The following is a 16,651-nucleotide window of genomic DNA, read 5'->3' on the forward strand; positions in this document are numbered from 1 at the left end:
TCACAGCGTTTGCGCGGCAGCACCATGGGTGCGGGCGGCCTACTCGGCATCCTGCGAACTCGGCTCGGCCAACGCGTCGAGGAATGACCGCGCCCAGCGGTCGACGTCGTGGGCCAGCACCTGGCGCCGCATCGACCGCATCCGGCGCCGGCCCTCCTCGACGGGCTGGTTCAGCGCCGCTTCGATCGCGTCCTTGACACCGTCGAGGTCGTGCGGGTTGACCAGGTAGGCCTGCCGGAGTTCGGCGGCGGCGCCGGTGAATTCGGACAGCACCAGCGCACCGCCGAGGTCGCTGCGGCAGGCGACGTACTCCTTGGCCACCAGGTTCATGCCGTCGCGCAGGGGCGTCACCAGCATGACGTCGGCGGCCACGAAGAAGGCAATCAATTCCTTGCGGGGAACGGGACGGTGTAAGTAGTGCACCACCGGATGGCCGACCTCCGCGTATTCGCCGTTGATGTGGCCCACCTGGCGCTCGATGTCGTTGCGCAGAATCTGGTAGCTCTCCACGCGTTCGCGGCTCGGCGTCGCGAGCTGCACCAAGACGGTGTCGTCGCGTTTTGCGCGTCCCTCCGCGAGCAGTTCCGAGAAGGCCTTCAGCCGCACATCGATGCCCTTGGTGTAGTCCAGCCGGTCGACGCCGAGCAGCACCTTGCGGGGGTTGCCCAGCTCGGTCCGGATCTCCCGGGCGCGCCGCCTGATGTCGCGGTCGCGGGCGGCCTGGTCCAGTGAACCCGAATCGATGGAGATGGGGAAGGCGCCGACCCGGACGACGCGCGACCCGAGATCGACCTCGCCGTACCGCGCGCGCACCCCGACCGACCCGCGGGACGTGTTCACGCCGATCAATCGCCGGGACAGGAACAGGAAGTTCTGGGCGCCCCCGGTCAGGTGGAAGCCCACCAGGTCGGCGCCGAGCAGGCCCTCGATGATCTCGGTGCGCCACGGCAGCTGCATGAACAGTTCCACCGGCGGGAAGGGGATGTGCAGAAAAAAGCCGATGGTCAGGTCGGGCCGCAGTTCCCGCAGCATCGCCGGCACGAGTTGCAGCTGGTAGTCCTGCACCCACACGGTCGCGCCCTCGGCGGCGGCGCGGGAGGTGGCCGCGGCGAAGCGCCGGTTGACCTCGACGTAGCGGTCCCACCATTGGCGGTGGTAGATCGGCTTGACGATGACGTCGTGGTAGAGCGGCCACAGCGTGGCGTTCGAGAATCCCTCGTAGTACTGGGCGATGTCGTCGGCGCTCAGCCGCACCGGGCGCAGCTCCAGGTCCTCCTGGACGATGGGCTGGTCATCGAAATCGGTCTCTTCCTCGGCGACGCCCGCCCAGCCGACCCACGCGCCCCGCCGGCGGCGCAGCAGCGGCTCCAGGGCCGTCACCAGGCCGCCGGGGCTGCGCTTCCATGCGGTGGTGCCGTCGGGAAGCCGTTCCTGGTCTACCGGCAGCCGGTTGGCGACCACCACAAAGTCCGAATTCCCGAAGGTCGGTGTCTTCGAGTCGTGCCCGGCCCCGGGTGTCATTTACGCGTCGAGTTTTGCGGGCCCAATACCGAGCATGGACAGGAAGACGCGGCACTCGTCGGCGTCGTTCGCGTAGGCCGCGACGACTCGCCTGGCCTGGCTCGCGGTGCTGTCGGCAACCGGTTCGACGTCGCCGATCTCGCCAGCGTTAGATTTCGTAGCCATGACATAACTGTAGGTGATGCAGGATGAGCAGGTGGGTGAGGACTTGATGTTCGAGTTCCTCGACGTGGTCGTAGAGCGGCAAGGAATGCGGGCGCTGGACGGCCTGACCGCGGCCATCCCGGGTCGGGGCGTGACGGCGGTGTTCGGACCGTCGGGCTCGGGCAAATCCACCCTGCTTCGGCTGTGCAACCGACTCGAGGTGCCGACGAGCGGCACGGTGTCGTTCTGCGGCGAGGACGTCGCCGGCATCGATCCGCTGTGGTTGCGGCGCCGGGTGGGCATGTGTTTCCAGCGTCCGTCGCCGTTTCCGGGGACGGTCGCCGACAACCTGCGGGCAGCCGGCCCAGACGCATCCGACGAACGGATGCGGGACACCCTGTCCCGGGTCGGTTTGACCGGATCCTGGCTGGACCGCGACGCCACGGCCCTGTCCGGCGGGGAGGCGCAGCGGATGTGCCTGGCCCGCACGCTGATGGCCCAACCGCAGGTGTTGCTCCTCGACGAACCCACCTCCGCCGTCGACGCCGAAGCCGCCAGGGTGATCGAGCGTGCCGTGCGTGACCTGGCGGCCGACGGGATTCCCGCTTTGTGGGTCACCCACGATTCGGCGCAGGTGGAACGCGCCGCGGACCGGGTCCTGCATATCGAGCGGGGCCGAAGCCTGGGCCTCGGCCCGGTCGGGTCGGTGGCGTGATGAACGGCCAGGTCGGCTGGACGGGCCTGGCGGCGTCGCTGATTCTGGTGGCGTTCGCGGCGGCGATTTCGCTGTGGCAGCGGTTGGGGCTGCAGGGTCAGCTCGCTTGGGCGGCGGCCCGCGCCTTGGCGCAGTTGCTGCTCGTCGGCGGTGCGCTGACGTTGCTGTTCGAGCCCGGCCGTTCCCTGTGGTGGTCATGGGCCTGGGTGGCCGGCATGGTGGCCTACGCCGGGGATCTCGCCCGGCGTCGGGCGCCCGAGGTGCCGCGACTCGCGCCGCTGACGATCGCGGCGTTCGCCGCCGCGGCCGTCATCACCCTCGGGGTGATTTTCGGGCTGCGGGTGTTCCCCCTGCAGGCGCGGACTTTGGTGCCGGTCGCCGGGATGATGATCGGCAACTCGATGACGGCCACGGTGTTGGTGGCCCGGCGGTTGGTCGACGAGCTCCGCGACAAGCGCGACGAGGTCGAAGCCAGGCTCGCCCTCGGGCAACCCTCCCGCCAGGCCGCCTCCCCGTACCTGCGGACTGCGTTGCGGTCGGCGATATCGCCGCAGATCGAAACCACCAAAGCCACCGGGCTGGTGTTCCTCCCGGGTGCCATGACGGGCCTCATCCTCGCCGGCGTACACCCGGTGCAGGCCGTGCTGGTCCAGGCCGTCGTGATGTTCTTGATCCTGGGCTCGGTGGCAGCCACCACCGTCGTCGTCGCACTCGGACTGGTCCGCTTGGCGTTCACCCGTGACCACCGCCTGCTGCCGCTCGGCATGCGGCCGGACGGCTCACCCACCCACCGGTGACCCACTTACACACTGGCCGTAATGTGTAAAGACGTCGGACCTGACAACAAGTGAGGTGGGCCGCATGACACTCTCCGAGCAAACCGGTGCTCAGACGGGCGACGCCAACGCCGAAGAGCTGGTGAGCTACGAAACCCTCGACGAGGGCCGCATCGTGCGGATTTGGCTCAACCGGCCGGACGCCCACAACGCGCAAAGCCGCGGCCTGCTGGTGCAACTCGACGAGGCGTTTCTGCGCGCCGAGGCCGACGACACCGTGCGCGTGGTGATCCTGGCGGCGCGCGGCCGTAACTTCTCCGCGGGCCACGACCTGGGCTCAGAGCTGGCGATCGCCGAGCGCAGCCAGCTTCCGAGCTTCCGCATCAACGGCGGGACCCGCGATCCGATCGCGGAGAAGATCTACCTGCAGGAGTGGCACTACTTCTTCCAAAACACCTGCCGCTGGCGGGATTTGCGCAAAATCACCATCGCCCAGGTGCAGGGCAACGCGATCTCCGCTGGCCTGATGCTGATTTGGGCATGCGATCTGATCGTGGCCGCCGACAACGCCAAGTTCAGCGATGTCGTCGCGGTGCGCCTCGGGATGCCGGGCGTCGAATATTACGCACACCCTTGGGAATTCGGTCCCCGCAAGGCCAAAGAACTGCTGCTGACCGGAGATTCGCTCGACGCCGACGAGGCCTATCGGCTTGGCATGGTGTCCAAGGTTTTCCCCGTCGACGAGCTGGCCGACAAGACACTGGAATTCGCCCGGCGCATCGCCGACCGGCCCACGATGGCGGCGCTGCTTGTCAAGGACTCGGTCAACGCGGCTTCCGACGCAATGGGATTCACCGAGGCTTTGCGGCATGCGTTCCACATCCACGAGTTGGGGCATGCGCACTGGGCGGCCCACAACGAGAACAGGTACGCGGTCGGACTGCCGCCCGACGTCGAGGACTGGCGCAAGGCGAAGCCGACGCAGGTGGCCCGCCGCGATACGCCGTAGCGCACGCGGCTACCCGTTGCCGCGGCGAGTTCTCCGCGTGGTTCGATATCTAGAACCTGTTTCAGTTTGAGAGGGCGTCGCGTGCAGCTTTCTTTCGAGAACCGGACATATCTGGTCACCGGCGGTGGCAGCGGGATCGGCAAGGGCGTGGCCGCCGGGCTGGTCGCGGCGGGCGCCTCGGTCATGATCGTCGGCCGTAACCCCGACCGGCTGGCGGGGGCAGTCAGCGAGATCGAAGCGCTTCCGGGTGGCGGCTCCATTCGCTACGAGCCGACCGACGTCACCAACGAGGACGAGGCCGCCCGCGCGGTGGACGCCGCCACGGCCTGGCACGGTCAACTCCACGGGGTGGTGCATTGCGCGGGTGGCTCTGAGACCATCGGGCCGATCACCCAGATCGACTCGGAAGGCTGGCGGCGCACCGTCGATCTCAACGTCAACGGCACCATGTACGTGCTCAAGCACGCGGCGCGGGAGCTGGTCCGCGGCGGCGGCGGCTCGTTCGTGGGCATCTCGTCGATCGCCGCCAGCAACACCCACCGGTGGTTCGGCGCCTATGGCGTCAGCAAGTCGGCCGTCGACCACATGATGCAGCTGGCCGCCGACGAGCTCGGCCCGTCCTGGGTGCGTGTCAACAGCATCCGGCCGGGCCTGATCCGCACGGATCTGGTCGCCCCGGTCTTCGCGTTGCCGGAAGTAAGCGACGACTACCGCGAGTGCACGCCCCTGCCGAGGCCCGGCGAGGTCGAGGACGTCGCCAACCTGGCGATGTTCTTGCTCAGCGATGCCGCGTGCTACATCACCGGGCAGGTCATCAATGTCGACGGTGGGCTCATGCTGCGACGCGGACCGGACTACTCCGCGATGCTGGAACCCGCGTTCGGCGCCGACGGGCTACGCGGAGTCGTCTGATCCCAGGCCGGCGTCTCGATCGGCGAGCGTGGCGAGCGCCGACCAGTCCAGGTGCCCGCCGCCCGTGGCCACCAAGGTGAGGAAGCGGTCACGCAGCAGGCTTGCCACCGGCAGTGGCACCTGCAACTGCTCGGCGGCGGCGAGCGCCAGGCGAACATCTTTGAGGCCCAGCTGGGCGGCGAAGCCGGCCGGCTCGAATTCCCGCCGGGCGATGAGCCCGCCGTAGGTCTGATAGACGGGGGCCGCGAACAACGTCGAAGTGAGGATGTCGACGTACTGCTGCCTGTCGACCCCGGCCTTGGCGACCAACGCGACGGCCTCACTGACGCTCTCGATCACCGAAGCGATCAGGAAGTTGCCGCTCAGTTTCACCAGGTTGGCGCTGTGCGGCTGCTCGGAAACCACGAAGGTCCGCTGGCCGATCGCGTCGAACAGCGGGGACAGCGGTTGCAGCACCTGCGGCTGGCCCGCCGCGACGACGAAAAGCTTTGCGGCGGCTGCCGCTTCGGGCCGACCGAATACCGGCGCCGCGGCGTACCGCTGACCCGCTTCGGCATGCGCGGTGGTCAGGCGCTCCGAGAGGGCAACGCTGATGGTGCTCGACGAGACGTGCGTGGCGCCCGCGGCCAGAGCCGCCAGAATCCCGTGTTCGCCGAACGCAACGGCCTCGACGGCGTGGTCGTCGGCCAGCATGGTGAACACCACGTCGCCGGTGCAGGCCTCGGCGACCGTTGAGGCGGCGGTGGCGCCCCGCTCGACCAGGCCCTCCGCTTTGCCGGGCGAACGGTTGTAGACGGTGACCTGATGGCCCGCCCCGATCAGGTTGGCGGCCATGCCCCGGCCCATGTTGCCCAAGCCGATAAATCCGATGTCCATGCATCCACTCTGCCTTGTCGGGGGCCGTCCTTTGCGATGATGAGCGCCTAGTGACGCGACGAGCACGGGAGCAGCAATGAATCGACTCGAGGGCAAGCGAATTCTGGTGACGGGCGCCGCGTCGGGGATCGGGCAGGCGACCGCGCTGCGGCTCCTCGACGAGGGCGCCACCGTGGTCGCCTCCGACGTCGCCGAGGCCGGGCTGGACGCCACCCGGGCCCGCGCGGACGAGGCCGCGACCGCCGGCTGCCTCACCGCTGTGCGGATGGACGTGGGCAACGAGGACTCGGTGATCGACGGCGTGCGCCTGGCCGTCGAAAAGCTCGGCGGCCTGGATTCATTGGTCAATGCCGCCGGCATCCTGCGCGCCGCGCACACCCACCAGACCAGCCTGGAATTGTGGAACCAGATCGTCGGCGTCAACCTGACCGGGACGTTTCTTGTTGTGCGCGAAGCGCTTCCGATGCTACTGGAGAATCCGCGCAGCGCGATCGTCAACTTCAGTTCGACCTCGGCGTCGTTCGCCCACCCGTATATGGCGGCATACGCGGCGAGCAAAGGCGGAATCCAGGCCTTCACCCATTCACTGGCGCTCGAGTACGCGCGTGACGGCCTGCGGGCGGTCTGTGTGGCACCCGGCAGCATCAAGTCCGGAATCACCGACGCGACCGGGGGATACATCCCGAAAGACGCCGACTGGTCGTTGTTTTCGAGGTTGATGCCGATCCTGCCGACCACGGTGGAGTCCAGCGGCACCGGGATGGCCGACCCGTCGGCGGTCGCCGGGGTGATCGCCATGCTGGTCTCCGATGACGGCGCGTTCATCACCGGGACCGAGATCCGCATCGACGGCGGGACGCACGCTTAGCCGGAATGCGGCGACCCGCAGCGTCCGGCTCCGCCGCTAGTTAACGCAGGGCACGCCGCCGCCGTCGATCGGTTTCCCCTGATCCGGCGTCTGATAGGTCGTGGTGGTGCCGTTGTAGTAATACGATTTGGCCTTGGTCGACGTTGTAGTGCTCGCCGTTTCGTCCGAAGTGCCGTCGTCAACCATCGACACCGAGAAATTCGTATCCACGGTCACCCTGATGTGTCCGGGCTGGACGCTGGGATCGGGCTGGCTGGGCGCGTCGAGGCCGAGCAGTTTGGCCACGTTACGCGCGTCGGTTTCCGCCCCGGCGCCATACGCGACCGTGCTCGCCGTGGGCTCACCCGAATTGCGGTCCCGGGTCTGTCCCGTGGTGTAGCCGTGGTTCTGCAGGGCGTGGGACACCTCGGTCGCGAGTCCGCTCATGCTGCCGGCATTGATGACGTCGACGGTGGTCGACGGACTCGGTTTGGCGGCCGTGGTGGCGGGCGTCGTGGTTGGGGGCGAGCCGCCGATCGCCGTGGCCACCTCCGCCTTGATCGCGGCCGGGTCGATGATGTTGACATCCTGGCCGTCGATGTTGTCGTAGCGCACCACCGGCAGCGTCCGGAACTCGACCCCTTTTCCATTGGGGCCGCCGGAGGCCAGCGAACCCAGCCGCTGGATCATCTCCTCGTCCCAACCGGAAGACAACACCACATCCTTGCGCGCCACCGCCATGAGGCCTTTGAGCTTGTCCAGGTTGGTGAAGGTTCCCGCGGCCTGCAGCTCCTGCATGACCGACGAAATGAACGCCTGTTGCCGGTGGGTCCGGTCCAGGTCACCGTTTTCCAGCCCGTGGCGCTGCCGGACGAAGGACAACGCCTGGGAGGCGTCCAGCGTCTGTCGCCCTGCCGGGAAGTCGGCACCGGAATACGAGTCGTAGACGGGATGGTTGAGGCAGACCTCCACCCCGCCCAGGGTCTGTGCCAGGTCGAAGAACCCGGCCAGATTGACCTCGGCGAAATAGTCGATCGGAACGCCGGTCAGGCTGCGCACCGCGCGCAGCGTCGCCGCCCGGCCGGCTTCGCGACCCTTGGTTTCGAGTTCCTTCTGGCTGCTGGTGCCCTGGTTGGCAAGCTTGTTCGCGACGTACTGCTTGGTGAGGCCGTACGCCTCCTTGATCTTGATGTGGTTGTACCCGGGGACCCCGGTGAAGGGCACCCAGTCGTCGCGCGGGATTGAGAAGGCGACAACTTTGTTGTCGGCGCTGACATGCACCAGGATCAGCGTGTTGGTGTTGTAGCCGCCGTCGTCGGAATCGCCGGCGTGCAGATGCTTCAGGATCGACCACGGCAGGTCGTTGCCGTCCTGGTCTTTGCGCGAGTCCAGCCCGATCAGCAGGATGTTCATGTCGTCGCCGCTGGACCGCGGATCGTCGGGTTGCAGGGCGTTCGAGACGGTGATGCCGCCCAGCGCGCCGTGAGCCACGTAGTATCCCGCCCCGGTCAGCCCTACCGCCGCCACCGAGATCAGTGCGCCCAAGGTGCGCGTCAGCCCTTTACGGAAACGTGAGGGTTGGCGGACGGCTCGATGACGGCGATGAGCACCGCCCGAGCGGGCCATCACAAACCTCTGCCCACGCCCAGCGCATCACCAGCCACCGCAACGGCGGTTTGCGGCGATGTCGCTTCAAGCATGATGTCAAGTATGCGTTAGCTTGCTGTGAAGCCCCCAATCGAGAACGCTTCCCAGGTCGGCCCCCTGCGGCGGCCCGCGCGCGCGTTAGCGGCGGTAATCCGGGCCTGACCAGCGCGTTCCGGCTCGAGCGTCGCATCGTGGTTTCGACAAGGTCACACTGCCGGCGGGACCGACTCGAACTTGTTATCGAGCCGAGACGGCGGCTACCGGGCGGGGACGAGGTCCTCGCCCGACTCGTAGAAAACAGTGATGTTCGAGCCGGTCATGATCTCGGCGAGGTAGACACCGAGCGGCTCGACCTCGTAGTAGTAATGAACATTGCCCTGGGGGTCCACCGCCGTCGCGCAGGACAAGCCCGGCGCCCCGCATCGTTGTTTGATGGGGATGGCGAGAATGGCGAGCGCCACCACCACGGCAATCCCGACCATGAGCGGGACCCTGATGATTGCCTGCCTCGTCGGGGGCGCCGGATGCATCACCGTTGGAGTGTAAGCGGGATGCCCGCCCGGTCCGGCGCGGCGCAGTAGGGTTTTTCAGCTATGACCACCATCAACCCGGACGGCGCGCCGTCGCCGCAGACCCGGGTCGAGGTACTTGGCAACATCGGACCCAACTGGTTCGCCTCGGTGATGGGGACCGGGATCGTGGCCATCGCCGGCGCCACCCTTCCCGTGCACGTGGCGGGATTGCGCGCGTTCGCCCAAGCGGTCTGGTTGATGGCCGCCGTCCTGCTGGTGGCGCTGATCGTCCTGGTGGGTGGGCACTGGTTGCGCCACCCCACCGTCGCGCGCACGCACGCTCGCAATCCACAGATGGCGCACTTCTACGGCGCCGCCCCGATGGCGTTGATGACGGTCGGCGGCGGAGCGGTGTTGGTCGGCAGGGATCTGCTGGGCGAACGCATCGCCGTCGACCTGGATTGGGTGCTGTGGACCGCGGGCACGCTGGGCGGGCTGTTCACCGCGGTGAGCATTCCGTTCTTGATGTTCACCCAGCACAACGTCGAACCGGACGCGGCATTCGGTGGCTGGCTCATGCCGGTGGTTCCGCCCATGGTGACCGCGGCGACCGGTGCGCTGCTGCTGCCGCACATGTCGGCGGGGAGCGGGCGCGAGACCATGCTGTACGGCTGCTACGCGATGTTCGGGCTGTCGTTGCTGGCTTCCCTGAACATCATCGCGATGATCTGGGCGCGCCTGACCCTGTATGGCACCTCGGGTTCCGCGCGGGTGCCAACGCTGTGGATCGTCCTGGGTCCGCTCGGCCAATCCATCACCGCCGCAGGGCTTTTAGGCGCCAGCGCCGGGCTGGCCGTCGACCCCGAAGTGGCCGAGGACATGAACGCCTTCGCGATCCTGTACGGAGTTCCGGTCTGGGGCTTCGCGGTGTTGTGGATCGCGCTGGCCGCCGCCCTGACCGTGCGCACACTGCGGCGCGGCATGCCGTTCGCCCTGACGTGGTGGAGCCTGACCTTCCCGGTCGGAACCTTCGTCACGGGTACCTCCCAGCTCGCCGGCCACACGCATCTGTCCGCGTTCCGGGTGGCCGCGGCCATCGCGTACGCCGGCCTGTTGTTCACCTGGCTGCTGGTTGCCGCGCGCACCGCGCGGGGCAGCCTCCGCGGCAACCTGCTCAAGCTGCCACCGAGCACCACGCCGGTGAAGGCCAGCAAGGAACCGGTGTCCTGACCGGGCATCGGTGTTCAACGCCGTAAGCGTTTCGATCCCCGGGGTCGGCGGGTAGGCAACCCTGAGCCGATCGGAGGGCTAATGATGGACTCAAGCGAGCCGCCGGAGCGGGGTACTCCGAGCGAGACACCCGAGCGGCCGGCGCCGACGGAAACACCTGAACGGCTCACACCGGCGGATCCGCCGGAGCGTTTGACGCCGTCGGAACCGTCCGAGCGTTGGGCGCGGACACAAGCAGCTTGATGAGGACCGGAGGTTGAGGATGCGCGCTGAAGAAGGCGACGAAACGGTCAAGGACTACGCCGCGGAGGGCAAACAGGCCCTCGGTAGGATCAACGCTTCGCGACGAGCGGGGTATCGGCTTGGCGACGTGGCCCGGCGGTTCGCCAGGTTGTGGCGGGGCGATCACGCGCCGGGGGACAAGCCCGGGTCCCCGGGTTAGTCACGCGGGCGCCGGGTATCGGTGCGCCCAGGGGCCGGCTTCTTCGAGTTGGGCTGCCAGCTGGAGTAGATCGCCGTCGGCGCCCAGGCGCCCCACCAACTGCACACCGAGCGGAAGCCCGGCCGCTGTCCAATGCAGGGGCACGCTGATCGCTGGGCGCCCGGTGATGTTGGCGAGTTGCGTGTAGGGCACCCAGCCCAGGCTTTCCTGGATCAGTTGGTCGAGAATTCCGCTGTGCGCCATGACTTTTCCCGCCCGCAGCTTGCTGGCGACGCGGGCCACCTGTTGCAGCGGGCGCGGCGTCGCCGTTTCGCCGACGCGAAGGGGCGGCGTGGCCAGGGTCGGGGTCAACAAGCAATCGAAGGTCTCATGGAACGTCGACAGGGATCGGATGTGATTGTTTCTGTTCTCCAACGCAAGAATGGGCGCCAGAACGCCGGTGGCGCGGGCGAGTTCGCTCACGGCCAAGGTGTCGGCCTCGAAATCGCGGTCGCGGGCGCCGGTGCGTTGTCTGGCGTCGGCAACGTGCTGATAGAGCTGCGCGAACCAGATGGTGAGAAAGTCCCGCGCCAGGGCGGCGTCGTCGTAGGGGGGTGGAACCTCCTCGACCCGGTGTCCCAGATCGCTGAGGAGCACGACCGGCCCGTTCCACCGCGGAAACGGCTTCCCGGTCGGGATGTGGGTTGATCGCCGAGGACCACGAGTATCCGATGCGCAGCTCGCCCGGGCGACGCTTGATGTGGTCGGCGAAAGTGCCTCGCGGAAGGGCAACTTCGTAGGCGGCGCGCGGATCCCGGCCGACGATCGCGTCACACAGTGCGGCGCTGTCGCGCACGGTGCGGGATACGACGCCCTGGGTCACCATCCCAAACATCGGCTCGCCGGTCTGCGGGCCGTAGGGTGACAGTCCCCGGCTGAACTTGAGTCCGACCAGCCCGTTGCAGGCGGCGGGAATGCGGATCGATCCACCACCGTCGTTGGCCCCGGCCGCCGGGACGATCCCGGCCGCGACCGCCGCGCCGGAACCACCCGACGAACCGCCGGGCGTGTGCTCGGTGTTCCACGGGTTGCGGGCCGGGCCCCAGTAATCCGATTCCGTCACGCCCTTGGCCCCGAACTCCGGGGTGTTCGTCATTGCGAAGATCACCAGTCCGGCGTCCAGGAACCGCTGAGTCACCAGAGCGTGTTGGTCGGCCACGTCGTTGGCCAGCGAACGGGAACCGCTCGAGGTCGGAAAGCCGCGGTACTCCTGAGCAAGGTCTTTGATCACGAAGGGCACACCGGCAAAAGGTCCGCGCAGGCCCGGGTCGGCGGCCTGCCGGTCCGCCACATCGCCGAGGCGGCGGACGAGCGCGTTCAACCGCGGATTCACTGCGTCTGATCGCTGACGCGCCAGCGCGAGGAGTTCGGCCGGCCTCACCTGCTTGCGGTCGACCAGTTCCGCCAACGCAGAGGCGTCCAAGGACATGTACTCGTCAAGCTGCATCGGTCTCTCCTCTGGGCGCCCCGCTGCATCGTATTGGAGTCGCTTCGACACCAGGTCGGCGTCGAAGCGGCTTAGTATCACCTGATGCCCATGGCAGTGGAACCGTTTTCGATCCAGGGTCCCGGCGGCGTGCGCATCGTCGCCGACCGGCTGGGCGATCCTCGAGCGCGCGCCGTGGTGTTCCTGCACGGCGGCGGGCAGACCCGCCGCTCCTGGGGCAAGGCCGCCGCAGCCGTCGCCCAGCGTGGCTGGCAAGCCGTGACCGTCGACCTGCGCGGCCACGGCGAATCCGACTGGTCCGACGAAGGCGACTACCGCGTCGTCAGCTTCGCCGGCGACGTTCAGGAGGTGCTGGGCACGCTGCCCCCGCAGCCGGTGCTGGTCGGTGCCTCTCTTGGCGGGTTCACCTCGATGCTGCTCGCGGGTGAGATTTCCCCGGGCATCGCCAGCGCGGTCGTGTTGGTCGACATCGTGCCGAACATGGACCAGTCCGGCGCCAATCGGATACACGCCTTCATGTCCGATCGGGTGGAATCGGGCTTTGCCTCGCTTGACGAGGTCGCTGACGCGATCGCCGAGTACAACCCACACCGCCCGCGCCCAACCGACTTAGACGGCCTGACGACGAATCTGCGCCGCCGCGGCGATCGCTGGTACTGGCACTGGGATCCCCAGTTCATCAGCGGCACCGCCGCCTATCCCCCTTTCGAGGTCACCGACCCCGACCGCATGCACGCGGCCGTCGACGCCATCTTGGGCGGCGGCGTGCCGATGCTATTGATTCGGGGTCAGATGAGCGACCTCGTCAGCCAGGAACGCGCGGACGAATTTCTGGCGCGCTTTCCGCAGGTCGAGTTCACCGACGTGCGCGGTGCCGGACACATGGTCGCCGGCGACCGCAACGACATCTTCGCCGACGCCATCCTGGGGTTCCTCGCCCGGCATCTCGGCGACTGATCAGTCCGTCGGCCTAGGGTGAAAGTCGTTGTCCAGCAGGTCATTCGCTCAAAGTTTTGTCGCTCATGTCAATTCGGTCGGGTCAGGCGTGCGCCCGGACTTGGCGCCCAGGCGGCCGAAACCTGCTCGCGCTGTTAGCATGCTGGCCGACACATCAAGAGAGGCGGCGCGGCATTGCGGTGGTTGCGAGGTTTGGGCTTGGCCGGTGCTGTGCTCGTCGCCGCCACGGCACTGGCGAAGCCGGCGCTGGCCGACGCGCGCGTCACGCCGGGCATCAAGGTCGAAGACGAAAAAAGCTCGTGCACATCGGGTTTCGCCGCTCAGGGCAATGACGGCAGCTACTACCTGATGACCAGCGGCCACTGCGACGCCCACGACGGCTCACAGTGGACATACGGCAACGACGTCCCGCTCGGAAAGATCACCGCCAGCGAGAAGGAGGGCGACACGAGGGACGCCGCCATCATCCTCCTCGGCCCGAGCGTGGGAGCGCCCCTCGGAGATGTCGGCGGACGGTACCTCGTCCGCGATGTGTTGAGCGCTAACCAAATTCGTGAAGGTATGCCTTTCTGCAAACTAGGCGCGGTCACCGGTGAGACCTGTGGTTCCGTCACACACGTAGACGGTGACATTGTCGAAGCCAGCGTGTTCAGCCTCAATGGCGACAGCGGCAGTCCGGGTTTCGTGAAGAACCCGGACGGCACCGTGAGTGCCGTGGGCCTGTTGATGTCCTCACCCGACGGCGACGACTACACGACCTACTTCACGCTCATCGACCCGCTGCTGGGCAGGTGGGGGTTACGCGTTCTCCCTTGACGGTCAACCGCGCCCGCCCGCATTAACACAGCGTTTGTAACCTGCGGCTAACGGGTATCCGCGCGCCGCGGCACTGGCCGGGGCTCGCTAGGTTGACGCGGCCAATGAGTTCGTTAGTGCGACACCAGCGACACGAGGGAGAGCAGTAGTGAAGCGTGGGATCGTCGTCGGCGTGGCGGGCGTGGCCGTAGTGGTCGCGGCGTGCGCCGGCTGTTCGAGTAACAAGTCAAGCACCGGATCGTCGGGTTCCTCGTCGCCGTCATCGGCCGGCCCGCAGGTCATCGTCGACGGTCAGACTCAAAACGTCAGCGGCCAGGTCACGTGCACGCCGGCGGGCGACAACACCAACATCGGCATCGGTGACCCGACGGCGGGGGTCGGCGCCGTGGTCAGCAACGCCAACCCGCCCATCGTGCACTCGGTCGGACTCGGCAGCGTCAACGGCATCACGCTCGGCTTTTCTGACGCCGCTCCCAATCAAGGGGGCAACGCTGGAGCCGCGGTCAACGGGAAGACCTACGCAATCAAGGGCACCGCGACCGGGCTCGACATGAGCAACCCGCAGCAACCGCAGCAGGTGACCAAGTCTTTCGAGTTGGACGTGACCTGCCCGTAGTGCAGGCGACCGAGACCCAAGAGGGGACGCAGCTATGTCTATGAAACGTGTCGTCAGCGCGGCGGCCGTCGCGGCGGGCCTGAGCATGTCCGCGGTTACTTTGAACGCGGGTTCGGCCTTCGCGGCTCCGCTCGACCCACCGCCGCCGTGCCCTGGCTGCCATGGCGGCGGCGGCGGCGGGGGCGGGGGCAACCCCGGCGGACCCGGCGGGGGCGGGGGCAACCCCGGCGGACCCGGTGGGCAGCCAGGCGGACCCGGTGGGCAGCAGGGCGGACCCGGTGGGCCGCAGGGCGGGCCCGGCGGGCAGCAGGGCGGATCCGGCGGACAACAGGGCGGGCCCGGCGGCGCGCAGGGTGGCCAAGACAATCCTCCCCAGGGTGGGCACGGACAGAACCCGCAGCAGGGCGGGCAGAACAACCCCCAGCAGGGCGGGCAGAACTCGCCGGCGCCCAACGACCACGGGCAGAACCCACAGCAGGGCGGGCCGGGCAACCAGCCGGGTGATCACGATCAGAACGGGCCGGGTGGACAACCCAACGCGCCGGCGAGCGAGCACAACCCGCCGCCGCCGCAGGGCAGGCAGGCCCTCAACCCGCCGAGCACCCAGCCTCCGCATCAGCCTTACGTTCCGCGCGGAACGTACGTCAGCGGTAATGCCCAGGTAGGCGGGCCCGGCGACGCGCGAGCGGGCTTCAGCATCGTCGACCACGGGGCGCCGCCGCCACCCCCGCCGCGGGGTCACGGCTGGAACGACGGTCCGGCCCCGGGCCACCAGCCGCCGCACTGGGTCGGCGCGCCGCCTCCAGGGGGTTGGGACGGTCCGCCGCCTCCCGGCGGCTGGAACCGTCCGTGGTCCGGGCCGCAGCGTGATGTCGCCGTCGCGCAGGTCGATTTCGGCCCGTTCCAGTACGACTCCTACACCGCCATCCCGGTCTTCAACTGGCAGTTCGGCGGTTGGGGGTTCTGGTACATGGGCGTCTGGGTTCCGCTGTACTGACGGTCCGCCGGCTTAGCCGGCGCGCCGTTGGCGGGCGGTAATCGGGTGGTCGTGGCAGGCTCCGGGAATGGATGTGCGAGAGAACGTCCGCCGAGCCATCGACGTGATGACGGCTTGGACGTCCGACAGCGGCAACGAATTCGCCTGGAACCGGCTTGTCGAGAACGTGATCGATGAGCCCGACGGAGAAATCCTGCTGCTGATGGGCTTCGTCAACCTCGCGGGCGAGCTGGGGATCAAGCTGGAGAAGGCGACCGGCCAGAAGATGCGCGCTCACCTCCAAGACATCGCCCTGAAGTACCTGTAATGGGTGCGTGAACGCGATGGAGAAGCGGTTCGTCCGGGTCGGTGGTGACGGCGGCGTACTCACCATCGAGCTGACCAATTCGAAACGGCTCAACATCGTCGGCACGCGCGCCGTGGAGGAGTTGACTCAGGCATTCCGCGCCGTCGACGGCGACGGTGACGTCCGGGTGGTCGTGCTGCGCGGGGCGGGGGACGCGGCGTTCATCGGCGGGGCCGACATCAACGAGATGGTCGACCTGGACCGGTCGAGCGCCGAGGCGTTCATCCGGCGGCTCGCAACCCTGTGCGAGTCGATCCGCGAATGTCGCGTCCCCGTCATCGCCCGGTTGGCCGGGTACTGCCTCGGCGGTGGGCTCGAGGTCGCGATGTGTTGCGATCTGCGGATCGCCGAATCCGGGGCGACGTTCGGCATGCCGGAAGTGGCGGTCGGAATCCCCTCGGTGATCCACTCGGCCTTGATGCCCGCGCTGATCGGGGCGTCGCACGCGGCGTGGCTCCTGCTGACCGGTGAGACAATCGACGCGGGCACGGCCGTCACGTGGGGTTTGGTGCATGAGGTGGTTGCCGCCGACGCGCTCGACTCTCGCATCGCCGAACTCACCGCGAAATTCGCCGGATTCGGCCCGCACGCGGTCCGGCAGCAGAAGCGCCTGCTCAACAAGTGGTTCGACATGACGGTCCACGGGGCGATCGAGGACAGCATCGAGCAGTTCGGTCTGGCGTTCTTGACCGGGGAGCCCCAACACCACATGCAAGCGTTTCTGGCCCGTAAGAAGGACCGAGCGTAGCGGCGGCCGTTTACGGCAGACTGTGCACGAAATCCCTTGCGGTGCTGACGAATC

The 16,651-nt window shown here is 67.9% G+C and carries 17 protein-coding genes and 1 pseudogene; 12 read left to right on the forward strand and 6 right to left on the reverse strand.

The window, feature by feature from the left end; genetic code table 11:
• Positions 1-39: 39 nt before the first annotated feature.
• Both H7J89_RS02180 and H7J89_RS02185 read right to left on the reverse strand, forming a co-directional pair.
• Positions 40-1,521 carry an alpha,alpha-trehalose-phosphate synthase (UDP-forming) gene (locus tag H7J89_RS02180; RefSeq protein WP_264036070.1) on the reverse strand — a complete coding sequence of 494 codons (1,482 nt, stop codon included), beginning with the start codon at positions 1,519-1,521 and terminating at the stop codon, positions 40-42.
• On the reverse strand, positions 1,522-1,686 hold the full coding sequence (locus H7J89_RS02185) for a hypothetical protein (RefSeq protein ID WP_264036072.1): 165 nt from the start codon (positions 1,684-1,686) through the stop codon (positions 1,522-1,524).
• Between the two features lie 16 nt (positions 1,687-1,702).
• Between H7J89_RS02185 and H7J89_RS02190 the strand changes: the two genes are divergently transcribed.
• The 4 genes from H7J89_RS02190 to H7J89_RS02205 all read left to right on the forward strand — a co-directional run bounded on the left by H7J89_RS02190 (position 1,703) and on the right by H7J89_RS02205 (position 5,077).
• Entirely contained in the window at positions 1,703-2,380 is a 678-nt protein-coding gene (locus H7J89_RS02190) for an ABC transporter ATP-binding protein (protein ID WP_264036074.1), read from the forward strand.
• Positions 2,380-3,177 carry an ABC transporter permease gene (locus tag H7J89_RS02195; RefSeq protein ID WP_264036075.1) on the forward strand — a complete coding sequence of 266 codons (798 nt, stop codon included), beginning with the start codon at positions 2,380-2,382 and terminating at the stop codon, positions 3,175-3,177. Before H7J89_RS02190 ends, H7J89_RS02195 begins: the two co-directional genes overlap by 1 nt.
• A gap of 64 nt (positions 3,178-3,241) precedes the next feature.
• Positions 3,242-4,165: an enoyl-CoA hydratase gene (locus tag H7J89_RS02200; RefSeq protein WP_264036077.1), complete on the forward strand. Its 924-nt coding sequence runs from the start codon at positions 3,242-3,244 to the stop codon at positions 4,163-4,165.
• An 81-nt stretch (positions 4,166-4,246) separates the two neighbouring features.
• A complete protein-coding gene (locus tag H7J89_RS02205; RefSeq protein ID WP_264036079.1) occupies positions 4,247-5,077 on the forward strand; it encodes an SDR family oxidoreductase in 831 nt (276 codons plus the stop codon).
• Here the strand turns inward: H7J89_RS02205 and H7J89_RS02210 are convergent.
• Positions 5,060-5,953 (reverse strand): NAD(P)-dependent oxidoreductase, encoded by an 894-nt coding sequence (locus H7J89_RS02210; protein WP_264036081.1) that lies wholly within the window; start codon positions 5,951-5,953, stop codon positions 5,060-5,062. The two genes, H7J89_RS02205 and H7J89_RS02210, sit on opposite strands and share 18 nt — an antisense overlap.
• Positions 5,954-6,029: 76 nt before the next feature.
• Between H7J89_RS02210 and H7J89_RS02215 the strand changes: the two genes are divergently transcribed.
• Complete coding sequence (locus H7J89_RS02215; RefSeq protein ID WP_264036083.1) at positions 6,030-6,821, forward strand: SDR family NAD(P)-dependent oxidoreductase; 792 nt, start codon at positions 6,030-6,032, stop codon at positions 6,819-6,821.
• A gap of 36 nt (positions 6,822-6,857) precedes the next feature.
• Here the strand turns inward: H7J89_RS02215 and H7J89_RS02220 are convergent, their stop codons facing one another.
• Together H7J89_RS02220 and H7J89_RS02225 are read right to left on the reverse strand one after the other, a co-directional pair.
• A complete protein-coding gene (locus H7J89_RS02220) occupies positions 6,858-8,426 on the reverse strand; it encodes an LCP family protein (RefSeq protein ID WP_264036086.1) in 1,569 nt (522 codons plus the stop codon).
• 278 nt (positions 8,427-8,704) lie between these two features.
• On the reverse strand, positions 8,705-8,977 hold the full coding sequence (locus tag H7J89_RS02225) for a hypothetical protein (protein ID WP_264036268.1): 273 nt from the start codon (positions 8,975-8,977) through the stop codon (positions 8,705-8,707).
• 63 nt (positions 8,978-9,040) lie between these two features.
• Here H7J89_RS02225 and H7J89_RS02230 point away from each other — a divergent pair, with 63 nt between their 5' ends.
• Positions 9,041-10,189 (forward strand): TDT family transporter, encoded by a 1,149-nt coding sequence (locus H7J89_RS02230; protein WP_264036089.1) that lies wholly within the window; start codon positions 9,041-9,043, stop codon positions 10,187-10,189.
• A 442-nt stretch (positions 10,190-10,631) separates the two neighbouring features.
• On the opposite strand, the pseudogene H7J89_RS02235 reads toward H7J89_RS02230, so the two are convergent.
• Positions 10,632-12,117 (reverse strand): annotated as a pseudogene (locus tag H7J89_RS02235) (amidase).
• 90 nt (positions 12,118-12,207) lie between these two features.
• On the opposite strand from H7J89_RS02235, the gene H7J89_RS02240 reads away from it, so the two are divergent.
• The 6 genes from H7J89_RS02240 to H7J89_RS02265 all read left to right on the forward strand — a co-directional run bounded on the left by H7J89_RS02240 (position 12,208) and on the right by H7J89_RS02265 (position 16,597).
• A complete protein-coding gene (locus H7J89_RS02240) occupies positions 12,208-13,074 on the forward strand; it encodes an alpha/beta fold hydrolase (protein ID WP_264036270.1) in 867 nt (288 codons plus the stop codon).
• A gap of 153 nt (positions 13,075-13,227) precedes the next feature.
• Positions 13,228-13,890, forward strand: a complete 663-nt coding sequence (locus H7J89_RS02245) for a S1 family peptidase (RefSeq protein ID WP_264036272.1) — start codon at positions 13,228-13,230, stop codon at positions 13,888-13,890.
• A 148-nt stretch (positions 13,891-14,038) separates the two neighbouring features.
• Positions 14,039-14,506, forward strand: a complete 468-nt coding sequence (locus H7J89_RS02250; protein WP_264036091.1) for a lipoprotein LpqH — start codon at positions 14,039-14,041, stop codon at positions 14,504-14,506.
• 40 nt (positions 14,507-14,546) lie between these two features.
• A complete protein-coding gene (locus tag H7J89_RS02255; protein WP_264036277.1) occupies positions 14,547-15,503 on the forward strand; it encodes an MAP_0585 family protein in 957 nt (318 codons plus the stop codon).
• A 67-nt stretch (positions 15,504-15,570) separates the two neighbouring features.
• Positions 15,571-15,810 carry a hypothetical protein gene (locus H7J89_RS02260; protein WP_066955110.1) on the forward strand — a complete coding sequence of 80 codons (240 nt, stop codon included), beginning with the start codon at positions 15,571-15,573 and terminating at the stop codon, positions 15,808-15,810.
• Between the two features lie 16 nt (positions 15,811-15,826).
• Positions 15,827-16,597, forward strand: a complete 771-nt coding sequence (locus tag H7J89_RS02265; RefSeq protein WP_264036279.1) for an enoyl-CoA hydratase — start codon at positions 15,827-15,829, stop codon at positions 16,595-16,597.
• Positions 16,598-16,651 lie beyond the last annotated feature (54 nt).

The organism is Mycobacterium paraffinicum (genome assembly GCF_025822865.1).
Taxonomy (GTDB): domain Bacteria; phylum Actinomycetota; class Actinomycetes; order Mycobacteriales; family Mycobacteriaceae; genus Mycobacterium; species Mycobacterium paraffinicum.